Raw genomic sequence first — 21915 nt, 5'->3', positions numbered from 1 at the left:
TGCATGGTCATAGGCATGGCGATAGTGGCCGAACGGCGCTCTCGCGTGCAGCTCAGGCGGCGGCGCGTTCGATCGGATAGGTGCTGACGGAGCGTTCCACGGTCAGACGGACGTCATCGCCCACCCGGTGCGGGTGGTCGCCGAGGACACGTACCGTGACGTCCCCGCCCAGCTGCGCCACGTGCACGCGCAGCAGCCCGTCATGGCCGTAGAACGTCTGCTCGCGGACGGTGCCGACCAGCCCCGGTGAGCGGGTGTCGGCGACGTCGCCGATGCGGATGTTCTCGGGTCGGATCAGCACGTCGCACGGGCCGGTGCAGCCGTTGGCCATCGCGACCGGCAGCGTGCCGAAGGCACAGGACACACAGGCCCGATCGGTGCCCGCACCCACCAGTTCGCCTTTGATGACGACGGCTTCGCCGAGGAACCGGGCCAGCTGCAGGTCGGCGGGCTGGAAGTAGGTCTCGCGGGGCGGGCCGACCTGGATGACGCGCCCGGCGCGCATCACGGCGACCCGATCGCCCATCGCGAGCGCCTCTTCCTGGTCGTGGGTGACCATGATCGTGGTGGTGCCCAGCCGGGTCAGGAGCGCCCGGACCTCGCTGCGCAGGTTCTCACGCAGGTATTCATCCAGCGCCGAGAACGGCTCGTCCAGCAGCACGACCTGGGGGCGCGGCGCGATCGCACGGGCCAGCGCGACCCGCTGCTGCTGACCGCCGGACAGCTCGTGCGGGCGCCGCCGGCCGAACCCGGCGAGGCCCACCAGCTCGAGCGTCTCGGCGACGCGGTCCCGGCGTTCGCACGGGTGCAATCGGCGCAGGCCGAAGCCGACGTTCTGCGCGACCGACAGGTGCGGGAACAGGGCGCCCTCCTGCGGCACCAGGCCGATGCCGCGCGCGTGTGCGGGCACGGTGCGCGCCCCCTCGGCGACGATCGGGCGGCCGGCCACCGTCACGGTCCCGGAATCCGGCGTCTCGAAGCCGGCGATCACCCGCAGCAGCGTCGTCTTGCCGCAGCCCGAGGGCCCCAGCACCGTCATCAGCTCACCTTCGGCGACATGGAAGTCGACGTCGTCCAGCGCGAGGATCGATTCCTGCGCGCCGACGGCACGTCCGAAGACCTTCGTCAGGTTGTGGGTTTCGAGCACTCAATCACTGTACCAGATAGGTAAGGCTCACCTTATCTAACCGCCTGCGTCGCTTCGGTCTGCCCCTCGTCAGGCTGCGGGGCACCGCCCGGTCAGCACCGCTGATACTGCCGCGCGTGCTCGACGACCCCGGCGAACCGGAACGGGCCGGGCGTCTCGACGGCGGTCTCGTAGTCCTCGCCCTGCACCGCGTCGACGTTCTCGTGCAGCGCCCGATAGCGCGCGTAGTCGATCGGGGTGCGGCCGGCCAGTCGCTGCCGGTCGTCGGCGTCTCGAAGCAGAGCGCGGTAGCCGGGCTGCACGATGCCGGTGAACAGCTCCGAGACGCTGCCCGAGCCATAGCTGAAGAAGCCGATCCGCTTGCCGGCCAGGTCGGCCTCGTCGCGTTCGAGCAGCGAAATCAGGCCGACATAGATCGAGGCCGTGTAGCTGTTGCCGGTGTGCCGGTTCATCGCCAGGCTGGCGTCGATCTGCGCGCGACGCTGGTCCGCGTCCAGATCCGATCCGGTGATCGTGCACAGCCGGTTGTGCGCCTTGACGGCCATCTTCGTGAACGGCTGGTGGTAGCAGAATCGGTCGATCTGGTCGATGTCGACACCGCCGCGCGAGCGGAACTCGCCCCACGCGCCCTCGAGCGAGCGGAGGTAGGCGCCCAGCGAGTACTTGCCGTCCACGAGCGCGGTGGACAGGTAGTTGGGCCGCCAGAAGTCGTGGATGTCGTCGGTGTGCAGGCCCGTGATCGGCTCGATCTCCACCAGCGCCGGGTCGGCGGTGACCAGGAACGCGACGGCGGCGGCGCCTTGCGTGGGCTCACCGCTGGAATCCAGCGCGTAGCGGGCCACGTCGCTGGCGATCACGAGCACCTTCTCGCGGCTGTCGCGGGCGACCACGCCGAGCGCGAACTGCAGCGCTGCGGTGGCTGAATAGCAGGCCTGCTTGAGTTCGACGACGCGGCAGTTGGGCCCCATGCCCAGCAGCCCGTGCACGAACACGCCGGCCGACTTGGACTGGTCGATGCCGGACTCGGTGGCGAACAGCAGCGTCCGGATGCCGTCGGAGCCGTGCCGTGCCAGGATCTGCGCGGCGGCCTCGGCGCCCATCGTGACGATGTCTTCGTCGGCGGTGGCCACGCTCATCTCAGACTGCCCGATGCCGACATAGTACTTGTTGACGTCGATGCCGAAGTGGTCGGCGAGCTGCTGCAGGTCCAGGCTGAAGTGCGCGGTCGCGAAGGCCAGGTCGGTGATGCCGATCGGTGCGGATGCCCCGGTCATCGCGGGTCCTTCCTCTCGAAGGTCAGGTGCGCCGACATCAGCTCACCGGGATTGGTCAGCGCGGCCATGAGCGACAGTTCGCCGCACAACACGGTCGCCGCGCACAGCACGGCCAGCCGGCGCGCGTTCTCGCCGGGCTCGCGCGGTTCGATGCACCCCAGTCGCTGCAGGTTCTCCGCCACGAAGGCGAGATCCTTCCCGTTGCCGACGGTTCCGACGATGAGGTTGGGCAGTGTGCAGGAGAAGTAGAGGTCGCCGCCGCGCACTTCGGCGTGCGTGATGCCCTGCGAACCCTCGACGATGTTCGCGGCATCCTGCCCCGTGGCCAGATAGAAGCCCAGCAGCATGTTCGCGTAGTGCGCGTTGCCCGAGCGCAACCCACCCGCGACCATCGTGCCGATCAGGTTCTTGCGCACGTTCAGGTCGGCGATGGCCTGCGGGCTGGTGTGCAGCCGACGCCGCACGACCTGTTCGGGGATCAGCAGCTCGCAGACCACGTTCTTGCCGCGCCCGAGAATGCCGTTGACGGCGGTGGCCTTCTTGTCCGAGCAGTAGTTGCCGGACACCGACCCGTAGGCCAGACCCGGCACGGTGCGCAGGATGTGGTCCATCAGCCGATCGCTGGCCAGGGTCACCATGTTGTGCCCGGACGCATCGCCCGAGCTGATCTCGAACCGGACGAACAGCAGATTGCCGACGATCTGATGATGCACGTCGAGCAGCTTCGCGTACCGGCTGGCTTCGGACACGACCCGCGCGAGCTCGTCGTGGTGCTCGGCCAGGGCGCGCACCGCGGCCAAGGCGGCACCGGCATCCTCGGCCTCGAACAGCACCGAGCGACTCATCCGCTCGTCGACCAGGGTCGCGACGATGCCGCGTTCGGTGAGCGTGGAGATCTTCGCACCCCGACCCACCGACGGCCACAGCGGGCTCTCGTAGGTGGCCAGCGGCACCTCCTGCAGCCCGGTCATGACGTTGCCGCTGATCGAGATCGGCCCGACCCACTTCATCGGCACCGGAGCGGCGCTCATCGTGCGATCAGTCATCGTCATCCCCTGCGCTCGCATTCGGAAGGCGGGGGGCGCGGCGGGCCCCGGCACGTTGGCTGCGTCGGCTGTATCCCGCGGCGTCGATGCCGCGCAGCCCGCAGAATTCGCGCACGCTCCCCCGCAGCAGCACGTCGGTGTCACCCAGATCCGCCACCGTCACGGCACCCAAAAGCGCCTGCAGCTGCGCGATCTGCTCCAGCCAGGTGCGGATCAGCGCGATCAGCGCATCCTGCCCGTCGCGCAGCAGCGCGTGCAGGAACACGCCCGAGACGCCGACGGCGCGTGCGCCCAGCGCGAGCGCGCGCACCACGTCCAGCGGGGTGCGCACGCCGCCCGAGGCCAGCAGCGCCGGCAGCGCGCTGCCGGCGGGCGCGTCGGCGCCGTCGAGCAGACAGCAGACGGCGGATTGGCCCCAACCGGCCATGTAGCCGAAGTCGCCGCCGTCGCGGCGGGAGTTCTCGATGCGCGCGAAGTCGGTGCCGCCCGAGCCGCTGACGTCGGCGACGGTCACGCCCAGGTCGGCGAGCTGCTCGAGCGTGGCGCGGCTCAGCCCGAAGCCGACCTCTTTGACGATCACCGGCACGTCGACGGCGTCGATGATGGCGGCGATCGCGTCGGGCCAGGCCGAGAAGGCGCGATCGCCTTCGGGCATGACGGTCTCCTGCACGCTGTTCAGGTGCAGCTGCAGCGCGTCGGCGCGCACCAGTTCGATCGCGTGCGCCGCCTGGTCGGGGCGCGCGTCGGCGCTGAGGTTGGCCATCACGAAGCCGTCCGGATTCTGCTCGCGCAGCACCTGGAACGTGCCCGCCGTCGATGGATCGCGCAGCGCCATGCTCATCGATCCGGACGCGATCGCGACGCCGGTCTCGCGCGCGGCGATCGCCAGCGAGCGGTTGATCTCGCCGGTGCGCGCGCTGCCGCCGGTCATGCCGTTGATGTAGAGCGGTGCGCGCCACGACACTCCGGCGAACTGGGTGCGCAGGCTCACCCGATCGCGGTCGATGCCGGCCAGCGCGTGGTGCATGAACCGCACGTCGTCGAAGTCGTTGCGCGCCGGCGGCTCGGCGTGCTGCGCGTCGGCCAGCGTGACGTGCTGGTCCTTGCGCTCACTGCTCATCGATGGCCCCCTGCGCGGTGTGCACCTCGATCGCGAGATGCCGGATGTCGTGCTGTTCCCACTCTGTCAGCATTCCGTGCACATCGGCCCCCGCCGGTGCCAGCACGATGCCGCAGTCGCCGCCGCCGGCGCCGGACGACTTGCCGGCCGCCCCGGCGTCCGCCGCGGCCGCGCACAGGGCCGCAAGACCAGGGGTCTCGATCTCGATGCCGGCGTGGCGGGCCAGATCCCCCAGCGCCATCCGGGCGCTGCGGATCGCGGCGAGGGTCGCGGCAGCATCCTGCTCGTCGAGGGCGGCGATCAGGGCCTGCACGGCGCTGCGGCTGTCGGCGAGGAACTCACGGTATCGGGTCTCGCCGCCGCGGATGCGACCCTGCAGGCTGCCGACGAGCCGCTCGGTGGACGCGGGCTGCCCGGTCCAGCCGACCAGCAGCCGCAGCCCGGCCGGTGCCGGCAGCCGGCGCACCGACAGTCCCGGCCACGGGCGATCCAGCAGCCGCTGCACGCCGTCCGCTTCGGCGGCGGCGTGCAGCTGCACCCGGTCGGGCGCGCTGTAGGCGATCCACCCGCCGAACGCCGAGGCGGCCAGGTCGCCGCCGGAGGATGCCGGAGAGACCCGCACCGTGGCGATCAGCGCGGTCTGGAAGATCTGCAGCGCGGTCAGACCGAGGCCGTAGAACCGGTCCAGCGCGCGGATCGTCGCGATCGTGACTGCGGCCGAGGAACCGAGCCCGAACTTGCGCCCCGAGACGTCGTCGAGCTGACTGGAGATGCGGATGTCGTAGAACCGGGGCGCGATGGCGCGCTCGGCCGCGAGCTGCTCGATGACCTGGATGGCCGAGAACACATAGTCGAACGGCCGGTGGTCCTGATCGGGGACGACGCCGTCTTCGCTGCGCGTCCACAGCAGCGGCTGCCGGCCGTACTGGTCGGACGAGATGCTGCCCCGCTCCCGGCCGGGCTCCAGCTCGACGGTGACGTAGCGGTCGACCGCCACCAGCACGGCCGGCTCCCCCGGCTCGACGACGGCGTACTCGCCGGCGATGAACAGCTTGCCCGGCGCCTGCTCGCGGATCACGCGGACACCCCTGCCGGGGCCGGGTCGGATGCCGGCACGAGCCGGGCACCGGGACCTGCGTGTGCGGCGATCAGGCGGTCGGCGGGCAGTCCGGTGCGCTCGCGCAGCGCGTCGCGCACGGCGGCCACATCGCCGTCCCGGCACAGCAGCACCACGTTCGGTCCGGCGTCGGCGGTGGCCCAGGCGTCCAGCCCGTCGGCGCGCAGAGCTGCGGCGGCATCGAAGAGCGCGATGCTCTGCGGGGTGAGATAGCGGATCGGCGGCCGGCTCGCCATGATCGCAGCGTGCATCCGCAGTGCGTTGGACTCGGTCAGCTCGCCGATCGCGGTCACATCGGCGCGGCCGAACGCGGCGAGCATCTCGTCGAGGTCGGCGGCGGTCGCGGTCGCCCATGCGTCGGCGTACGGCGAGGTGTCGCGGGTGCGGCGCATCGCTTCGCGGCTGGAGACGGCCTTGGTCCCGGCATCCACCACCGCGATCACCATGCCCAGCGCGGGGCCGGCGACCGGCTCGGCGAACGAGGTCGCGTCGTCGGTGCCGGCGTACCAGACGGCGGTGCCCGAGATCACCGAACGGCAGGCCGAGCCCGATCCGCGCCGGGCGAGCCGGCTCAGGTCGCGCTCATCCAGCGCCAGCCCGTAGGCGTCGGCGGCGGCGACGGCCAGCGCCGCGAACCCGGATGCCGACGAGGCGAGTCCGGCACCGGTGGGCACCGAGTTGCGGGTGTCGACCCGTGCCCGCGCCGTAATGCCCGCCTGCGCGCGCACCAGGTCGAGAAAGGCGGTGATCCGACGTGCCGCGCTGCCGGTGGCGACGGCGCCGTCGAAGGTGATCGCGTCGGCGGCGGCATCCGCGTCGGCGGTGAGGGTGGTGGTCGTCGGGAATACGTCCAGGGTCAGCGAGAGGCTGCCGGTGCAGGGCAGGATGAGGTCTTCATCCCGCTTGCCCCAGTATTTGATCAGGGCGATGTTCGGGTGGGCGACGGCGGTGCTCATGCGGCGAGGTCTCCGGGATGCAGCAGCCAGGTGCGCTCGGCCCCCGCGGCGCGCAGGGCGGCGGCGACCCGAGTCGCATCGGCGTCGGTGTCGGCCAATGCCAGCAGGCAGCCGCCGCGTCCGCCGCCGGTGAGTTTGGCGCCGAGTGCGCCGGCGGCGTGTGCGGCGGCGACGAGGTGGTCCAGCTGCGGGCTGCTCACGGTCAGTGCACGCAGCAGCTCATGGGTCTCGGCCATCCGCCGGCCCAGCGACACCCGGTCGTCGGCGGCGAGGTCGCGGGCCGCGGCGGTGGTGTGCGCGTCGATGCGCGCGAGGATGCCGCCGATGCGCGCAGGCTCGGCGGCCTTGAGCGCGGCGACATCGGCGACCGCGCCGCGGGTGCCGCCGGTCTGACCGGTGTCGGCGATCACGAAGACGCCGCCGAACGTGCTGCCCAGTCGCCGCACCTGCCCGGCGCGGAACCACATCGCCGTCTCGGAGACGACCGAGCGCGCGTCCAGTCCGCTCGGGTTGCCGTGTGCGACGCGTTCGGCGGTCTGCACCAAGGCGAACAGGGCCTGCTCGTCGAGTTCGACGCCGCAGCTGCGCGCGACGGCGGCGCTGATCGCGGCGGCGACGGCGGCGCTGGAGCCCAGTCCCCGCTCGGCGGGGATCTCGCCGTCGATGCGCACAGCCAGGCCGGCGTGCGGGGCACCGAGCGCGGCCAGGGTCGCGGTGATCGCGGTGACCGGGGCGTTCAGCTGTGCGGGGGCGGCGGCGACCGGGCCGCGGTAGAGCACCGAGTCGATCCACAGCGGGCGGTCGGTGCGGGTCACCGACGCCGTCAGAGTCAGACTGTGCACCGGCAGTGCGACGGCGGGACCGCCGTAGACGACGGCGTGCTCGCCGAGCAGAATCACTTTGGCATGCGCACTGGCCGACACCTGTGCGACCACGCGCTGCGCCGCGGTGTCGGGGCCGGGGTCCTGGAGACGACCTGACAAGCGGGCCATGTGTCGTCTCCTGGGGTGCGGTGTGATGCGCCCTGACGGCGGCGCGCTCTCGATTTTATCCGCTGCCGACAACCTCCAGCTGAGACCTCGCCGAATGGGCGCGGCGAACGCCGCGTCACGCCGCGGTCGTGCGGGTGCTCTCGGCGGCGGTGAGGCGCATGCCGACGCGGCGCGAGGCGCGGAACGCCCACCACGCCAGCGGATGCCGGCTGCCCTTGCGGTACACCCGGTGCGGCACGTGCTCGTCCTGCGGGCGCGGGCAGCCGGCGGCCGCGCAGACGCTCGGCAGGATGACCGCGCTGGCGGCTTCATAGCCGACGTTGGACGGATGCAAGTGGTCGTGGGCGGAGAACATGTCCTTCGGGTCGCGCCGGAACAGCGGCCCCAGCGTGTCGGCCAGCGACACGGTGCGCCCGCCCGCGCGCAGCACGACGATCGCCTGGCTGGTGGCCATCAGCCGCGTCGCCCAGTGCGCGAAGAATCGCAGCGGCTGCGAGAACGGCTGCACGGTGCCGAGGTCCGGGCAGGTGGCGACCACGACCTGTGCGCCGCCGTGACGGAGCTGGCGCACCACCTCGGCCAGCGGCCACAGCGCATCGGTGAGGCGTTTGAGGTGCATCACGTCGTTGGCGCCGATGATGATGACCACCACGTCCGGGGTGATGGCCTCGCGCAGGTGGTCGAGTTGGGCCACCAGCGCGGTGGACTCCGCGCCGACCACGGCGACGTTGGCGAGCTGGACGGGTCGGCCGGATGCCTCGACCAGCCCTTGGGCGAGCAGGGGGCCCGGGGTGCGAGTCGGGTCGTCGGCGCCGTAGCCGACCGCCAGCGAGTCGCCCATCATGCCCAGCTGGATGGGCACGCCCGGCAGGTCTGCGCCGAACTCACCGCTGCGCGGCATCACCGGGCCGATCCGCGTGGGCGCCAGCTTCTCGCGGACGAACAGGCCCTCGGCGGTGGTGACGGCGCCGATGATCACCAGCGTGCCGATCAGGGAGCCGGCGGCGAGCGCGACACCGCGCAGCATCCGCAGCGCTGTCGGCATCCGCCCGGCGCCTTCCCAGCCACCTGCGCCCATGATCTTCAGGCTAGCGCGGCACGCGACGGTGTGGGGCGCCGTCGTATGCAGCCCGCCGCCGGCGGCATCCGGAGTCAGCCGCGACGGTACTGCGACGCCATCGGGCAGTCGAACGGGTCGCGTGCGGCGAGTCCGACGCGGTTCAGGTAGGCGATGACGATGGCGTAGGAGCGCCACAGACTCGTCTCGGTGTAGGGCACGTCGTTGGTGCGGCAGTAGTCGCGCACGATGCCCCGTGCGTGGGACAGATACGGCCGGGCCATGCCGGGGAACAGGTGGTGCTCGACCTGATAGTTCAGGCCGCCCATCAGCCAGGTCGCCCACCAGCCGCCGCGGATGTTGCGGGAGGTGCGCACCTGCTTGCTGAAGAAGTCGAGCTTGGCGTCCTTCGCGATGATCGGCATGCCCTTGTGGTTGGGGGCGAAGGTCGCGCCCATGTAGACGCCGAACACCGCCAGCTCCACGCCCATGAAGGCGAAGGCCATGCCCAGCGGCAGGAACAGGAACACCGGCACGAGCACGGCCGCAAAGCGCAGGGCGAGCATGCCCAGCTCGGACCAGCGGGTCTTGATCTTGCCGCGCGAGGCGAGGTGGCGGACGCTGAGCAGATGCAGGTTCAGGCCCTCCAGCGTCAGCAGCGGGAAGAACAGCCACCCCTGCTTGCGCGTGATCAGACGCTGGATGCCACGGGCCTTGGCCGCGTCCTCGTCGAGGAACGAGATCGTGTCGATCTCGATGTCGGGGTCTTTGCCGACCTTGTTGGGATTGGCGTGGTGGCGGGAGTGCTTGGAGTCCCACCACGAGTAGCTCATGCCGACGATGCCGCCCAGGATCAGCGCGAGCCGGTCATTGCTGGGGCCGGTGCTGAGGATCGCGCGGTGCGCCGCCTCGTGCGCGAGGAACGCCACCTGGGTGAACAGGATGCCGAGGGCACCGGCGATCAGGAGCTGGTACCAGCTCTCGCCGAACAGGATGAATCCGGTGATGCACCCGCCGAACCCGACGGCGATCGCGGCCGCGACGACGATGTAGAACCACAGTGCGCGGCGCATCAGCTTGCTTTCGCGGACGACGCGTGCGACCTGGGTGTAGGCGTGGGCTACCGGGGGAAAGGTCTCGGTGCCGGCGTAGGTCTGGCGGACGGGTCCGAGTCGGGCCGGAGTGCCGGTGGCGATGGTGGCGATGATGCACCCGATTTCGATCGTGACCGCGCTGTGCGGGGTCGTGGCAAAGCCAAGGGCGGCTGCCGATCGCTTACCTTACGGTACGCCCCCACACATACGCCGGGCGGCATGTGCGGCGGATGCTCAGCGCAGCACGCGGGCACGATGCCGACGCGGGCGCGCGGCCTTCGGTGCCGCCGCGCGGGCGGCGAACGGGCGCGTCACGGGCGCGTCGGACCCTGCGGATGCCGTGACCTCGGCCAGCGCGGCACGGGCGGCACCGAGCGTCGAGCGGAAGGCCACTCGGTGGCCGGTGCCGTCGTGCACGAGGAAGCCGGCGCCATGGCCGGCGACGTAGCCGGCGAACTCGCCGTTCACGGTTGCGACATGGACGTCGTCATCGGCTTGACGCCAGGACAGGCGCGCGGAAGGAAGCGGGGATGCGGTTACAGCAGAGATGATCATTCGATTCGTTGAATGCAATCGACGCCTTCTTCGGCGGATTGCGAGAAGCAGAAGCAGCAGCGCGGGGGCGCTATGACACGGGATCCGGATCACGGACCACATCGCGTGCTTCAACTATAGCGGATGACCCGCGGCCGGTGTCATGCTGACCTGAGATCCAGCCGAGACGGCAGAGCAGACCGGAGCCTGTGCAGATGGCAAGCACCTCAACCAGGAAGGCGGCACGGGCCGCGGAGTCGAGCCCGTTGGTGCGGGGGCTCGCCCGGGGCGGGTTCGCCGCGAACGGCGTCGTGCACGCGCTGATCGGAGCGATCATCTTCGTGATCGCGTTCGGCGGCCGGGCGGAAGGGGATCAGACCGGCGCGTTCAAAGCCATCGCCACGGCGCCGCTGGGGTTCGTCGCGTTGTGGGTGATGGCGACCCTGCTGGCCGGGCTGGGCGTCTGGCACGGCCTGGAGGGAGTGCTCGCCCGGGGCCGCCCGGACGATGTGAAGAGCACGGCGAAGAAGTGGGGGCGGCGCGTCTCGCAGTGGGGGCAGACGGCCGTCTATCTTGCGCTGGCGGTGGTGTCGGCCTCGGTCGCCCTCGGGGCGCGGCCGAACAGCACGAAGACGGCCCGGGGCGCGAGCCATGCGGCACTGCTGCTGCCGGGCGGCCCGATCGTGCTCGGCCTCGTCGGGTGCGTCGTGACGGCGATCGGCATCGGGTTCGTCGTCCGCGGGATCCGCCGCGGCTTCCGCACCCAGCTGGCACTGCCTTCCGGCCCGCTCGGCACCGGGATCGTCGCTCTGGGCGCCGTCGGCTACATCGCGAAGGGCGTCGCCCTGGCCACCGTCGGTGTTCTGCTGGTCATCGCCGCCGTGCGCGTCGACCCCGGTGCGGCAGGCGGACTCGACACCGCGATCACGGCGCTGATAGCACTGCCGTTCGGGCCGTGGCTGGCGGGCATAGTCGGGATCGGCTTCGTCGCCTATGGCCTGTTCTGCCTGTTCCGCGCGCGCTACGCGCGGCTGTGAGGCCCGCCACCGGTCCGTGGCCACAACGGGTCTGACACGACAAAACCCCCGGAATTCCGGGGGTTTGAATCCGTAGCAGGAGAGAGATTCGAACTCTCGACCTCACGATTATGAGTCGTGCGCTCTCACCAACTGAGCTACCCTGCCGCAAGGCATCCGGGCGAGCCGGAATGCATGCGAGCCCCGAGTCAGGATTGAACTGACGACCCCTTCCTTACCATGGAAGTGCTCTGCCACTGAGCTATCGGGGCGCGGCCCGAATCGCTTCGGGCAACCAGAAAAGAATATCAGAGCCGCACGGTGGTGCCGAACCGGCTCAGCACTTGTTGTGCGCCCGCAGCCACGGCAGCGGGTCGATCGGCGTGACGCCGTTCTGCAGGATCTCGAAGTGCGTGTGCGCACCGAACGAGAACCCGGTATTGCCCGTGCGTCCGAGGTACTCGCCGACCTGCACCTTCTGCCCGACGCGCACCTGAATCGACCCGTATTCCATGTGCGCGTACCGGCTGGCCCAGTGCTGGCCGTCGATCTCGTGGTCGAGCACAACGGTGACGCCGTACCCGCCGCCGCTGTTGGTGGCGATGCGCACGACGCCGTCGGCGATCGCCTGGATGTGCGCGCCCCGACCCGGAGTGAAGTCGACGCCGGTGTGGAACTCGCCGGGCCGCGGACCGAACCCGTAGGAGATCGGAACGCCCACGGCGAACGGCCACTGCACGGCGCATGCCGTGTTGTTCGTGAAGACCCGGTTCGACAGATTCGAGATGCCGGTCGTGCCGGCCATCACGGCCAGCCTCGCGGTGGTGTAGTTCGCCGACCGGTCGAGGTCGGTCGGCGCCGGACCCGAATCGGCCGGAGCCACGTAGGCCTGGATCTCGCCGCTCGCGCTGGCGCTGACATCACCGGCGCGCTGCGCACCGGCGGCCCCGACGAGGTGGGTGGACGGCGACGCGACCGCTTCGGCCGGCAGGGTCGCGCCGACGGTGAGCAGGCCCACCGCGACGACGGCGCTGAACGAGAGGGATGCTGCGGCCAGCCGCTTGATCGCGGTGTGCTTCCTCTTCGGCCGCGCGGCCTTCGGCGCCGGTGCCGACTCGTCCGCGTCGACGCGTGGCTCGGGCCGCACCTGGGTCGGACCGGTGAACGAGAGCCGCCGCACTGCCTCTTCGAATTCGTCGGCGGTCGGAACGGGCACCGCCTGGTCAGGGGTCGCGTGCGGGGCTGTCACGGTTGCCGGCGACACCGTCGCGGACGCCGCTGCCGGCACGACGGCCCTGGGCAGGTCGGTCGCGGGTGCGACCGTCATGGGCAGTGCGGTCGAATGCAGCTGCGCCGACGCCGACCGCTCGGGCTGCAGCACGGTGGTCGACAGGACCGGCGTCACCGCCGCGGTGCGCTGGCGCGCACGGCGCCGCGTCAATGGGACAGCCGCCCCTGCGGGGGCGGCCGGCGAGGTGGTGCTGGCGTCTGCCGAGGGGGCGGCCGCCACGTCGGAGGAGGTGGCGCGGGACGCGACGGCGACCTCGGACGCGGTCGACTGCGCGACGATGCCGTCGTCGACGACCGGCTGCGCAGCGGCATCCATGGTCTCAGGCACGATCACCGCGATCGTGCCTGCCGATGTCCCGTCGACGCGCCCCACGGCCACCGGAGCCGCCTCACGGGACTGCTCCTGTCGGCGCGCCTGCGCACGGGTCATCGCGACCGGCTGTGCCGTCTGCGCGCGCGCTACCGAGGCGCGGGCTGCGCGGCGCGTCAAGGCGGCGTCAGCCTGGGGGGCATCAAGGGACAAAAGGGAGGAACTCTCGGGTCGTGTCGCGGGCAACGGTCTTACGTCGGGCTCTGATCACCCCGCCGCTCGGGTCAGCGAAGGTAACGAATAGGTAAACACTAGCGCCGGTTCGCTGGGAACGCCATGCACACCGCCGATATATCACTATCGATGTCGCTATCCACATCACTACCGATCGTCGATGGCGCCCCTCAGCCGGTCGAACAGGGCAGTGCCGGCGGCGATGGTCATGGTCTTGCCGGGGCGTCCACCCGGGGTGCCGCCCACTCGGCCACCGGCTTCTTCGACCAGCAGCGCGCCCGCCGCGTGGTCCCACGGGTTCAGGCCGCGTTCGAAGTAGCCATCCAGCCGTCCTGCGGCGACGTAGGCGAGGTCGAGCGAAGCCGCGCCGGCGCGGCGGATGTCGCGCGCGAGCGGCATCACCCGGGTGAGGCGGGCGAGGTCGCCCACGTGCGTGGCGGGGTCGTAGCCGAAGCCGGTCGCCAGCAGGGCGCCTGCGGGGCCGGTGTGCTCATTGACCGCCAGCGCGTGTCGCGCGCCGTCGACCTCGAGCCACGCCCCCTGACCGCGGGTCGCGCCGAACTGCTCGCCCAGCGCCGGGGCGACGACGGCGGCGGCCAGCGCCTGCCACTGGGCGGGTTCGGGCTCGCCCTGCACCGCCGCGATGCTCACGGCATAAGAGGGGATGCCGTAGGCATAGTTCACGGTGCCGTCGATGGGATCGACCACCCAGGTGATGCCCGTCGTGCCCTGCTGCGCGCCGGACTCCTCACCGAGAAATCCGTCGCCGGGCCGCTCGCGCGCGAGCCGCTCGCGGATCAGCGCTTCGACCTCGCGATCCGCCGCCGTGACGATGTCGGCGAGTGCCGATTTCGTCGCCGCGATGTGCACGCCCTCGGCGCGGCGCAGCTTCGCGAGGCCGGCTGCGTCGCGCGCGATGTCGGCGGCGAGGTGGGCGAGGTCGTCTGCGGGTGCCATATGCCCACGGTAGCGCCGTAGCGCGACGCCGGTGGCCGCCGCCGGGCTACTGCTGAAGCGGCTGCGGCGGGAGGTCGGTGGCCGGTCGGCTGCTGCGGCGGGATGCCGGTGGCCGGCCGCCGGTCCACTGCTGCTGCGGCGGCAGCGGCGGCGCGGGCGGGAAGCCGGGGCCGCCGGGCATCGGCGGTTCGGCCGGCGGCGCCGGCGGCATCGGTCCCGGAGCGGGCTCGGGAGCCGGCCAGCCGGGTGCGGGCTCCGGCGCGGGTGCCGGCCAGCCGGGTGCCGGCTCCGGCGCGGGTGCGGGCTCCGGCGCAGGTGCCGGGGAAGGCCAGGGCTCCGGTGCGGGCCCCGGCGTCGGGTCGGGCACACCGGTCGGCGCGGGCCAGTCCGCATGACCCCCCGGCGCGGCATAAGCAGGCGACGGCGTGGACCCGCCCGCGGCGGCCTGCCACGAGGCATCCGGAGCCGCACCATACTGCGGCTGGATCGCCGGGGCCGGCTCGGTGGCCGCCCACGCCGTCCCCGGTTGGCCCCACCCGTCCCGCCCGGCGGGCGCCGGCGGGGCGGTCGGGCGCCCGGTGTAATAGGCATTCCAGTCGGGCTGACCATCCGGCAGCACCGGCAGCGGAGTGCGGCCATCTGAGTAGGTCGGCCATGCGGCAGCGGCCGGCGGCGCGGCGTGCGGCAGGCGCGGCGCGAACAATGCGTTCACGAGCGGCACCAGCGCGGTGCCGACGGCGGCGAGGATGGCGATCGACACCGTCAGCCGCCAGTAGATGTCGTGGAAGTGCACCCATTCCTTGAGCATCAGCGGGAACACCAGCGCCAGCGCGAGCAGGCCGACCAGCACGATCGTCGCCCACGCCACGGCGCTCGTGAACGTGGTCGCGTGCCGCTCCCATGCCTTGACGTACAGGCGCACGTGCAGCACCGCCAACTGCAGGATCAGTACGATCAGCAGGAACGACATGAAGCGTCCGCCGCCGCCGCCGAAGTCGTCCAGCGCGCTGTCGCGGAACGGCAGCCAGATCATGACGGCGCCGATCAGCAGCGTCACGACCCAGACCACCATGCTGGTCAGGGCGAACCAGACCGGGCGACGCGGAGCGAGATAGGTGTCCATCAGCGCGACGCCGGCGAAGGCCACCATCAGCAGGATCGTCAGGAACGCGCGCCCGACGATTCCGCCGGCGGTGCCGACGAGCACCATGATCACGCAGACGATCGCAGCGGCGATGAGTGCGCCGATCGCGACCCAGATCGCCGCTCTCAGGATCTTCGAGTTCGACGCATCCTGATCGGATCGCATCGCACGGGGCCCAGTCATGGATGTCCTCTCGTCGGCGGGCGTCGCCCACCCGTCCATCCTGACATGCCGACCCCTGTCCTGCGAGATTCCGTGCAGGCTGTGGATGGACGCCGCCACGGGCACGCTGAGACGACGAAAGGCCCCGCGGGGGCGGGGCCTTTCGGAACGTGGCGAGTGAGGGATTCGAACCCCCGAAGTCGAAGACGGCTGATTTACAGTCAGATCCCTTTGGCCGCTTGGGTAACTCGCCAAGTGCGCACCCGCCCAGCTTGTCCAGTCGACCGGAGGCGCGAGCATCCATATTACCCGGTGTGACACCCGCCCGTGAACCACATCGCACCCGTCCGCGCACCGCCGAGGTGGTGCTTCGCACCGCGAGAAGGCGCGTCCTACGCCGAGGTGGTCATCCCACCGCCGAGAAGGCGTGCTCTGCGCCGAAAAGGTGCGTTCCACGCCGAGAACGCCTGCTCTGCGCCGAGAAGGTGCGCACCACCTCGGCGCACAAAGGACCTTCTCGGCGGAATAGGGACCTTCTCGGCGGGCAAACCACCGGCGCGTCGGAGTGAGGCGGCGGGATCAGGTGCCGAGGCGGTCCAGGTCCATCGCGACGGCGTCGGGCAGGCGCAGCAGCGCGCCGTGGAACCGGACGGTCGCGGCGGCGATGCGCAGCGCACGCTCGAGCGCATCCGCCCAGGCCGGGGCACTGGCCGGGGCATCCTGCACGATCGAGGCCACCAACGCGGCCAGCACGGCGTCACCACCGCCCATCGTGTCGATCACCGGGCCCGGCAACTGCGCCACCGGTGCCGTGATCTGGTCGCCCCCGGCCTGCAGCGCCGCACCGGCGGCGCCGGCCGTGGCCACCACCACCTGGGCGCCGGCTTCGGCCAGGCGCACCCGCAGGGCGTCCAGGGCGCTCGAGTACAGCAGCGCGGCGTCGTCGTCACCGACCTTCACCAGCGTGCACCGGGGTACGAGCGACTCGAAGCCGTGCACGAACTCGGTCCGGTCGGCCAGCATCCCCGAGCGCGGATTCGGGTCGATTGCCAGCGGGCGCTCCCCCACCGCATCGGCCAGCTGGCGGGCCTGCGCCGCGTCGTCGAACGGAAAGCAGCTCACCACCGTCATCGGCGCCGCCTCGATCGCCGCGCGCTCGGCCGCACCGAACTCCACCCGGCGCGCCCGTGCGGCAGCGTTGAACTCATAGACCGGTTCGCCGCCAGTTCGCAGCGACACCGCCCGCGACGAGCCCAGCGCAGACGGGGTCGCCAGCAGCGACACGCCGTAATCCCGCAGGTATGCGCGGATGTGCTGGCCCGCCTCGTCGTCGCCGACCATCGCGATCAGCGTCGCCGGCACCCCCAGCCGCACCAGTCCCACGGCGACGTTCAACGCGGCCCCGCCCACGAGCTCGGTGACCGAGCTGCCCTCACGCAACTCGTCGATCAGTGCGTCGCCGATCACGACGACCGGGGCATCCTGTTCCATGCGCGCCAGTCTAGACAGAAGCCCCGGCCGGGCCGGGGCATCCTGTTGCGGCCTACACGGTAGCGGGCGTCGCCGCCGCGGTCGCCGCCGGTGCGACAACGCCCGGCAGGCTCCACGCCGCGAACACCGGCCCCTCGGCCGACAGCAGCACCGCCCCGTCGTCGGCGGTGCCGAGCGTCGCGGCGCCGAACACGCTGACGGCGGCCGCCGCGCCGAGCACCAGCGGTGCCGGCAGCTCGAGGTCGACATCGCCGCGCGAGGCGAGCACCAGCACGGCGTCGTCGGCGCTCTCGCGCACGAACACGATCGTCTCGTCGTCCACGTGCAGCCAGCGCAGCCCCCCGGTGCGCAGCGCGTCGAATCGGTGCCGCAGCCCGATCAGGCCGCGGTACAGCGCGATGCGCGCGGCGATCTCGGGCTCGTCGATGCGATCCCACGGGATCGGTGTGCGACTCATCTCGCCGTCCACCCCGGTCAGCCCGAACTCGTCGCCGGCGAACACCACGGGCAGGCCCGGCAGGGTCATCGCCAGCCCGACAGCCAGCGGCACCGTGCCCGCGGCCGCGTGCGTGGCGAACCGGGCGGTGTCGTGGGTGTCCAGGGGCTGCATGCAGCCCAGCCGCACCCGCCACGGCACTTGGGAGGTGAACCGCTGCAGCTGGTCGACGAACTCCCGCGCGGTGTAGCGCGGCATGCCGGTCGGGATGCCGAAGAACCAGGCATCCGCGGTCGGCTCGGACAGCCACGCCCAGATGCCGCGCGTGAATGCCGGGTAGGTCATCGCGCCGTGCCAGGCGTCGCCCTGGATGTCGCTGGCGGCGTCGTTGGTCGACTCCGCCAGCAGCAGCGTGTCGGGATTGGTCTCGACCATGGTGCGGCGCAGCGTCTGGCGCACCTGCGCGTTGAGGTCTTCGGCGCCGAGGCGCCCGGTCATGTTGGCCACGTCGATGCGCCAGCCGTCGGCACGGTACGGCTCGGCCAGCCACTTGGCCACCACCGAGTCGGATCCTTCGATGAACCGGCGCCGCAGCTCGGTCGAGTTCCAGTTGAACTTCGGCAGGCTCGGCACGCCCAGCCACGACTCGTACTCGGTCTGTGCGGCATCGCGGAAGTAGTAGAACGCGCTCTCGGGCGCCCCGGGGTGCCGAAAAGCGGCCTGGAACCACTCGTGCGCGTCGCCGGAGTGGTTGCTGGTCAGGTCTCCCATGATGTGCAGCCCGCGCTCGTGCACCGCGTCGATCAGCCGCAGATACGCCTCGTCGCCGCCGAGCAGCGGATCGACCCGATCGAAGCTCGAGGCGTCGTAGCGGTGGTTGGACCGGGCCGGGAAGATCGGCGTGTGGTACACGATCGTGAAGCCGAGGTCCTGGATGTGGTCGAGGCGGTCCACGATGCCATCGAGGTCGCCACCGTAGAACTGCCCGCTGCGCCCCGGCGGCAGCGGGTCGAGTGGAGTGTCCCAGCCGACCGGGATCGCCCAGTCCGGTATCGGCCGCGTGTCGGCGGCGGCCGAGCGCGCGAACCGGTCCGGGAAGACCTGGTACATCACGGCGTGATCCAGCCACGCCGGCGGCGCGTTGCCGGCGACCAGCGCGAAGTCGACCGCGTCGAGGGCCTCCAGGTGGGTGAAGCCGCCCTGGGTGAGCGTGCCGGTGGTGCCGTCGGCGAAGATCAGCTGCCAGCGGTAGCCGTGCCGCGGGTTGGCGACCGTGATGACCGCCGACCACCATTCCCAGCCGTCGGCATCGCCGTCGCGGGATGCCTCGGCCCACACCGGCTCATGGTCGGGGTTGGAGCGCACCAGCGCCCGCGCGATCGGCGCGGCACCGGTCGGCACCCGCAGCCGCACCGTGACGCGGTCGCCGAGGGCCGGATGCCGGGTGGAGACGTGCAGGGGCGAGCCGTCGTGGTGCGGGTGCAGGGTCACGCCGTCCATTCTCCCCACGTCTGCGCACTCAGCGCTCAGTAGGATGAGCGCATGGCTGACTCATCCTTCGACATCGTCTCCACCGTCGATCACCAGGAGGCGGACAACGCCCTGAACCAGGCACGCAAAGAGGTCGAGCAGCGCTACGACTTCAAGGGCACCGGCGCGTCGATCACGTGGAGCGGCGAGCAGATCCTGATCACGGCGAACACCGAGGAGCGCGCGAAGGCGGTGCTGGATGTCTTCCAGACCAAGCTGATCAAGCGCGGCATCTCACTGAAGAGCCTGGAGTCGGGTCAGCCCGAGGCCAGCGGCAAGGAGTTCCGCATCTCGTCGAGCCTGAAGGACGGCATCTCGCAGGAGAACGCGAAGAAGATCAGCAAGATCATCCGCGACCAGGCGCCGCGCGGCGTGAAGTCGCAGATCCAGGGCGACGAGCTGCGCGTGCAGTCCAAGAGCCGCGACGACCTGCAGGAGGTCATCCGGGTGCTCAAGGCCGCCGACCTGGACGTCGACCTGCAGTTCACGAACTACCGATAGAGCACCGGCGCCATGCGCAGCGCGCGCGGCAGCCAGTGCGCCATCACGCCGTAGGCGGCCGCACGCGGTTCCGGGTAGGACAAGAACACGTCGTGCAGCGCCCCCTCGATGCGGCTGACGGTGACCAGTCGGCCGAGCCGGGTGGAGACCCGGGCGATGTCGTCGACCACGAGCACCGAGTCGGTCGTGGTCATCTGTTCCGACCACGACAACGGCGGGGTCGACCGCGCCGACAGCAGCACGAGCACCGGGCAGCCGGCATCCATCCCCGCGGCGATGCGACGATGGCCCTCCAGCACCGCACCGAGCCAGGCCGCATGCACTCGGAACCCGCGGGCGGGGCGCCAGTCCGCACGGTATTGCGTGCCGGCCACGGCGCCCACCTCGTGCTGTGCCCGGGTGTACAGGCCGAGATCGACGGCCGGCAGCGGCGCATGCGGGTCGAGGTGCGCTCGGGCCTGCACCAGCGGCATCAGCGCATTGCGGCCCATCGCTCCCAGCTGCAGCTCGAGCCACGGGCTGTTCAGGATCAGCGCATCGGCCCGGCCCGGGTGCCGTGCCGACCAGAGCGCGAAGATCAGCCCGCCCGTGGAGTGCCCCTGCAGCACGAGCCGGCGACGCGACGGCGAGCCGGCACCGTGGCCCATCGCCGACAGGGCCGCGTCGATGTCGGCGTCGTACCACTGCAGGTCCGCGATGTCGCCGGGAGTCTGCTCGGGGCGCAGGCTGCGCCCGTATTTGCGCAGGTCCACGGCGTAGAAGCGGGCGCCGCGCGAAGTCCAGAAGCGCGCCAGCTCGGTCTGGAAGAAGTAGTCCGACCAGCCGTGCACGCTGAGCACGTCGACGTCGGAGAACGGACCGCGCCCCCGTGCGAGCAGACCCGGCAGGCTGCGCACCAGGGTCGCCACGACATGTCCCTCAGAGTCCTGGCCGAGGCTGAGCGTGCGCTGTTGGAACGACGGACCGAGGATGTCAGGCTCCCACTGCATAGCCCCACAGTAGAAGCTGCAGGCTCACGCCGTCGCCGGACCGGAGGCGGCGCGCCGCGGGCGGGCGGCGCCGCGCAGCGCCGCCCGCAGCGCGATCACCGCCGTGGGCGACCAGAAGTCGGGAGTGAGTCGGTGGATCATTCGGCGCGGGAGATGCGCACCATCTCCTCACGCGGCACGACCTTCACGCGAGCCCGCTGGAACGGCTCGCCGAGGGCGATCTCGTGCGCGTCCAGCCGGTGCCAGCCCTCCAAGTCGGTCCAGGCGACGCCGCGCTGCGCCAGCAGCGCCGGGATCGCCTCGAGCCCGGGGTGCGCCGGGTTCCACCACGACGCCTGGTCGTTGATGATGTGGCGCACCGTCTCCATCGCGTCCGACTTGGTGTGGCCGATCAGGCCCACCGGACCGCGCTTGACCCACCCGGTGACATACACGCCGGGCACCTTCTCGTTGGAGTCCTTGCGCAGCACCTGTCCCTCGCGGTTGGGGATCACGCCGTGGCGCTTGTCGAACGGGATGCCCGGCAGCGGCGTGCCGAAGTAGCCGATGGCGCGGTAGAAGCCCTGCACCGGCAGCTCGCGCAGCTGCCCCGTGCCGGTCACGCCGCCGTTGTGATCGGACTGGGTGCGCTCGTACACGAACGAGTGCACCTGGCCGAAGGCGTCCGTCTTGATCTCGACCGGCTTGGCGTAGAAGTGCAGATGCAGACGACGGGATGCCTCTCCCCCGGCGTTGTTGGCACTCGGGCGTGCGCGCCAGGACTGCAGGATGCGGTCGATGACCATGACCTGCTTGTTGCTGGCGATGGCGGCCTTGGCCGCATCGTCGTACTCGAAGTCCTCGTCGTAGAGCACGATGTCGACATCGCGCAGCTCGCCCAGCTCGCGCAGCTCGAGCGGCGTGAACTTCACCTGCACCGGACCGCGGCGGCCGAAGATGTGCACGTCGGTGACCTTGGAGGCGGCCATATCGTCGTGCACGTTCTGCGGGATCTCGGTCGGCAGCAGGTCTTCGACGTGCTTGGCCAACATTCGGGCGACGTCCAGTGCGACATTGCCGTTGCCCACGACTGCGACCGACTCGGCATGCAACGGCCACTCGCGCGGCACGTCAGGGTGCCCGTCGTACCAGCTGACGAAATCGCCGGCACCGTGCGAGCCGGCCGCGTCGATGCCCGGGATCGGCAGCGGCGCATCGTGCACCGCGCCGGTCGCGAAGATCACGGCGTGATAGTGGTCCTTCAGGTCGTCCAGGGTCAGGTCGCTGCCGAACTCGACGTTGCCGAAGATGCGGATGTCGCCGCGGTCCAGCACGTCGCGCAGCGCCGTGATGATGCCCTTGATGCGCGGATGGTCGGGCGCGACGCCGTAGCGCACCAGCCCGTAGGGCGCGGGCAGCTTGTCGAACAGGTCGATCGAGACGTCGAACTTGCGTTCTGCCTTCAGCAGGTTGTCGGCGGCATAGATGCCGGCCGGTCCGGCGCCGATGATGGCAAGCCTGAGCTTGGTCATGGAATCC

Annotated in this window: 19 protein-coding genes and 3 tRNA genes; 2 read left to right on the top strand and 20 right to left on the bottom strand. The window is 71.1% G+C overall.

The window, feature by feature from the left end:
* Positions 1 to 52 precede the first annotated feature (52 nt).
* The 10 genes from ABD705_RS08960 to ABD705_RS08915 all read right to left on the bottom strand — a co-directional run bounded on the left by ABD705_RS08960 (position 53) and on the right by ABD705_RS08915 (position 10271).
* A complete protein-coding gene (locus ABD705_RS08960) occupies positions 53 to 1147 on the bottom strand; it encodes an ABC transporter ATP-binding protein (RefSeq protein ID WP_344782699.1) in 1095 nt (364 codons plus the stop codon).
* A gap of 92 nt (positions 1148 to 1239) precedes the next feature.
* The gene (locus ABD705_RS08955; protein WP_344782697.1) at positions 1240 to 2421 is read right to left on the bottom strand and encodes a hydroxymethylglutaryl-CoA synthase; all 1182 of its coding nucleotides are present in this window, start codon (positions 2419 to 2421) and stop codon (positions 1240 to 1242) included.
* A complete protein-coding gene (locus tag ABD705_RS08950) occupies positions 2418 to 3467 on the bottom strand; it encodes a hydroxymethylglutaryl-CoA reductase (RefSeq protein WP_344782696.1) in 1050 nt (349 codons plus the stop codon). Before ABD705_RS08950 ends, ABD705_RS08955 begins: the two co-directional genes overlap by 4 nt.
* Positions 3460 to 4587, bottom strand: a complete 1128-nt coding sequence (fni, locus tag ABD705_RS08945; protein WP_344782694.1) for a type 2 isopentenyl-diphosphate Delta-isomerase — start codon at positions 4585 to 4587, stop codon at positions 3460 to 3462. The genes ABD705_RS08950 and fni overlap by 8 nt, the downstream gene beginning before the upstream one ends.
* A complete protein-coding gene (locus ABD705_RS08940) occupies positions 4577 to 5665 on the bottom strand; it encodes a phosphomevalonate kinase (RefSeq protein WP_344782692.1) in 1089 nt (362 codons plus the stop codon). Before ABD705_RS08940 ends, fni begins: the two co-directional genes overlap by 11 nt.
* Positions 5662 to 6660, bottom strand: coding sequence for a diphosphomevalonate decarboxylase (mvaD, locus tag ABD705_RS08935; RefSeq protein ID WP_344782690.1), 999 nt, complete (start codon positions 6658 to 6660; stop codon positions 5662 to 5664). Before mvaD ends, ABD705_RS08940 begins: the two co-directional genes overlap by 4 nt.
* Entirely contained in the window at positions 6657 to 7652 is a 996-nt protein-coding gene (gene mvk, locus ABD705_RS08930; protein ID WP_344782688.1) for a mevalonate kinase, read from the bottom strand. Before mvk ends, mvaD begins: the two co-directional genes overlap by 4 nt.
* A 115-nt stretch (positions 7653 to 7767) precedes the next feature.
* On the bottom strand, positions 7768 to 8730 hold the full coding sequence (locus tag ABD705_RS08925) for an SGNH/GDSL hydrolase family protein (protein WP_344782685.1): 963 nt from the start codon (positions 8728 to 8730) through the stop codon (positions 7768 to 7770).
* Between the two features lie 74 nt (positions 8731 to 8804).
* The gene (locus ABD705_RS08920) at positions 8805 to 9905 is read right to left on the bottom strand and encodes a fatty acid desaturase family protein (protein ID WP_425562063.1); all 1101 of its coding nucleotides are present in this window, start codon (positions 9903 to 9905) and stop codon (positions 8805 to 8807) included.
* 132 nt (positions 9906 to 10037) lie between these two features.
* Positions 10038 to 10271, bottom strand: coding sequence for a hypothetical protein (locus tag ABD705_RS08915; protein WP_344782683.1), 234 nt, complete (start codon positions 10269 to 10271; stop codon positions 10038 to 10040).
* A gap of 281 nt (positions 10272 to 10552) precedes the next feature.
* Between ABD705_RS08915 and ABD705_RS08910 the strand changes: the two genes are divergently transcribed.
* Entirely contained in the window at positions 10553 to 11374 is an 822-nt protein-coding gene (locus tag ABD705_RS08910; RefSeq protein WP_344782681.1) for a DUF1206 domain-containing protein, read from the top strand.
* Between the two features lie 73 nt (positions 11375 to 11447).
* Here the strand turns inward: ABD705_RS08910 and ABD705_RS08905 are convergent.
* The 8 genes from ABD705_RS08905 to ABD705_RS08870 form a co-directional block, all read right to left on the bottom strand.
* A tRNA-Met gene (locus tag ABD705_RS08905) sits at positions 11448 to 11521 on the bottom strand.
* Positions 11522 to 11553: 32 nt separating this feature from the next.
* Positions 11554 to 11625 (bottom strand) — tRNA-Thr (locus ABD705_RS08900).
* A 65-nt stretch (positions 11626 to 11690) separates the two neighbouring features.
* Complete coding sequence (locus tag ABD705_RS08895; protein WP_344782679.1) at positions 11691 to 13073, bottom strand: M23 family metallopeptidase; 1383 nt, start codon at positions 13071 to 13073, stop codon at positions 11691 to 11693.
* Positions 13074 to 13334: 261 nt separating this feature from the next.
* Positions 13335 to 14144, bottom strand: a complete 810-nt coding sequence (locus ABD705_RS08890) for an inositol monophosphatase family protein (protein WP_344782677.1) — start codon at positions 14142 to 14144, stop codon at positions 13335 to 13337.
* A gap of 46 nt (positions 14145 to 14190) precedes the next feature.
* Positions 14191 to 15471, bottom strand: coding sequence for a hypothetical protein (locus tag ABD705_RS08885; RefSeq protein ID WP_344782675.1), 1281 nt, complete (start codon positions 15469 to 15471; stop codon positions 14191 to 14193).
* Between the two features lie 150 nt (positions 15472 to 15621).
* A tRNA-Tyr gene (locus tag ABD705_RS08880) sits at positions 15622 to 15703 on the bottom strand.
* Positions 15704 to 16029: 326 nt separating this feature from the next.
* Positions 16030 to 16941, bottom strand: a complete 912-nt coding sequence (locus ABD705_RS08875) for a PfkB family carbohydrate kinase (RefSeq protein WP_344782673.1) — start codon at positions 16939 to 16941, stop codon at positions 16030 to 16032.
* A 52-nt stretch (positions 16942 to 16993) separates the two neighbouring features.
* On the bottom strand, positions 16994 to 18868 hold the full coding sequence (locus ABD705_RS08870; RefSeq protein WP_425562058.1) for a glycoside hydrolase family 13 protein: 1875 nt from the start codon (positions 18866 to 18868) through the stop codon (positions 16994 to 16996).
* A gap of 51 nt (positions 18869 to 18919) precedes the next feature.
* Between ABD705_RS08870 and ABD705_RS08865 the strand changes: the two genes are divergently transcribed.
* Complete coding sequence (locus ABD705_RS08865; protein WP_344782669.1) at positions 18920 to 19408, top strand: YajQ family cyclic di-GMP-binding protein; 489 nt, start codon at positions 18920 to 18922, stop codon at positions 19406 to 19408.
* On the opposite strand, the gene ABD705_RS08860 is transcribed toward ABD705_RS08865, so the two are convergent.
* Positions 19399 to 20397, bottom strand: coding sequence for an alpha/beta hydrolase (locus ABD705_RS08860; RefSeq protein ID WP_344782667.1), 999 nt, complete (start codon positions 20395 to 20397; stop codon positions 19399 to 19401). The two genes, ABD705_RS08865 and ABD705_RS08860, sit on opposite strands and share 10 nt — an antisense overlap.
* A 137-nt stretch (positions 20398 to 20534) precedes the next feature.
* Positions 20535 to 21908 (bottom strand): FAD-dependent oxidoreductase, encoded by a 1374-nt coding sequence (locus ABD705_RS08855; RefSeq protein ID WP_344782665.1) that lies wholly within the window; start codon positions 21906 to 21908, stop codon positions 20535 to 20537.
* Between the last annotated feature and the right edge of the window lie 7 nt (positions 21909 to 21915).

Source organism: Microbacterium kribbense (genome assembly GCF_039537285.1).
Classification (GTDB): Bacteria; Actinomycetota; Actinomycetes; order Actinomycetales; family Microbacteriaceae; genus Microbacterium; species Microbacterium kribbense.
Note: the sequence above shows the minus strand (reverse complement) of the source record. Positions and strands in the feature narration are given on the sequence as shown.

Coding starts and splice junctions, on each gene's coding strand:
- ABD705_RS08855 (WP_344782665.1), bottom strand. CDS start 21,908: ATGACCAAGCTCAGGCTTGCCATCATCGGCGCCGGACCGGCCGGCATC.
- ABD705_RS08865 (WP_344782669.1), top strand. CDS start 18,920: ATGGCTGACTCATCCTTCGACATCGTCTCCACCGTCGATCACCAGGAG.
- fni (WP_344782694.1), bottom strand. CDS start 4,587: ATGAGCAGTGAGCGCAAGGACCAGCACGTCACGCTGGCCGACGCGCAG.
- mvk (WP_344782688.1), bottom strand. CDS start 7,652: ATGGCCCGCTTGTCAGGTCGTCTCCAGGACCCCGGCCCCGACACCGCG.
- ABD705_RS08925 (WP_344782685.1), bottom strand. CDS start 8,730: ATGGGCGCAGGTGGCTGGGAAGGCGCCGGGCGGATGCCGACAGCGCTG.
- ABD705_RS08890 (WP_344782677.1), bottom strand. CDS start 14,144: ATGGCACCCGCAGACGACCTCGCCCACCTCGCCGCCGACATCGCGCGC.
- ABD705_RS08955 (WP_344782697.1), bottom strand. CDS start 2,421: ATGACCGGGGCATCCGCACCGATCGGCATCACCGACCTGGCCTTCGCG.
- ABD705_RS08875 (WP_344782673.1), bottom strand. CDS start 16,941: ATGGAACAGGATGCCCCGGTCGTCGTGATCGGCGACGCACTGATCGAC.
- ABD705_RS08860 (WP_344782667.1), bottom strand. CDS start 20,397: ATGCAGTGGGAGCCTGACATCCTCGGTCCGTCGTTCCAACAGCGCACG.
- ABD705_RS08910 (WP_344782681.1), top strand. CDS start 10,553: ATGGCAAGCACCTCAACCAGGAAGGCGGCACGGGCCGCGGAGTCGAGC.
- ABD705_RS08885 (WP_344782675.1), bottom strand. CDS start 15,471: ATGACTGGGCCCCGTGCGATGCGATCCGATCAGGATGCGTCGAACTCG.
- ABD705_RS08950 (WP_344782696.1), bottom strand. CDS start 3,467: ATGACTGATCGCACGATGAGCGCCGCTCCGGTGCCGATGAAGTGGGTC.
- mvaD (WP_344782690.1), bottom strand. CDS start 6,660: ATGAGCACCGCCGTCGCCCACCCGAACATCGCCCTGATCAAATACTGG.
- ABD705_RS08895 (WP_344782679.1), bottom strand. CDS start 13,073: ATGACCCGTGCGCAGGCGCGCCGACAGGAGCAGTCCCGTGAGGCGGCT.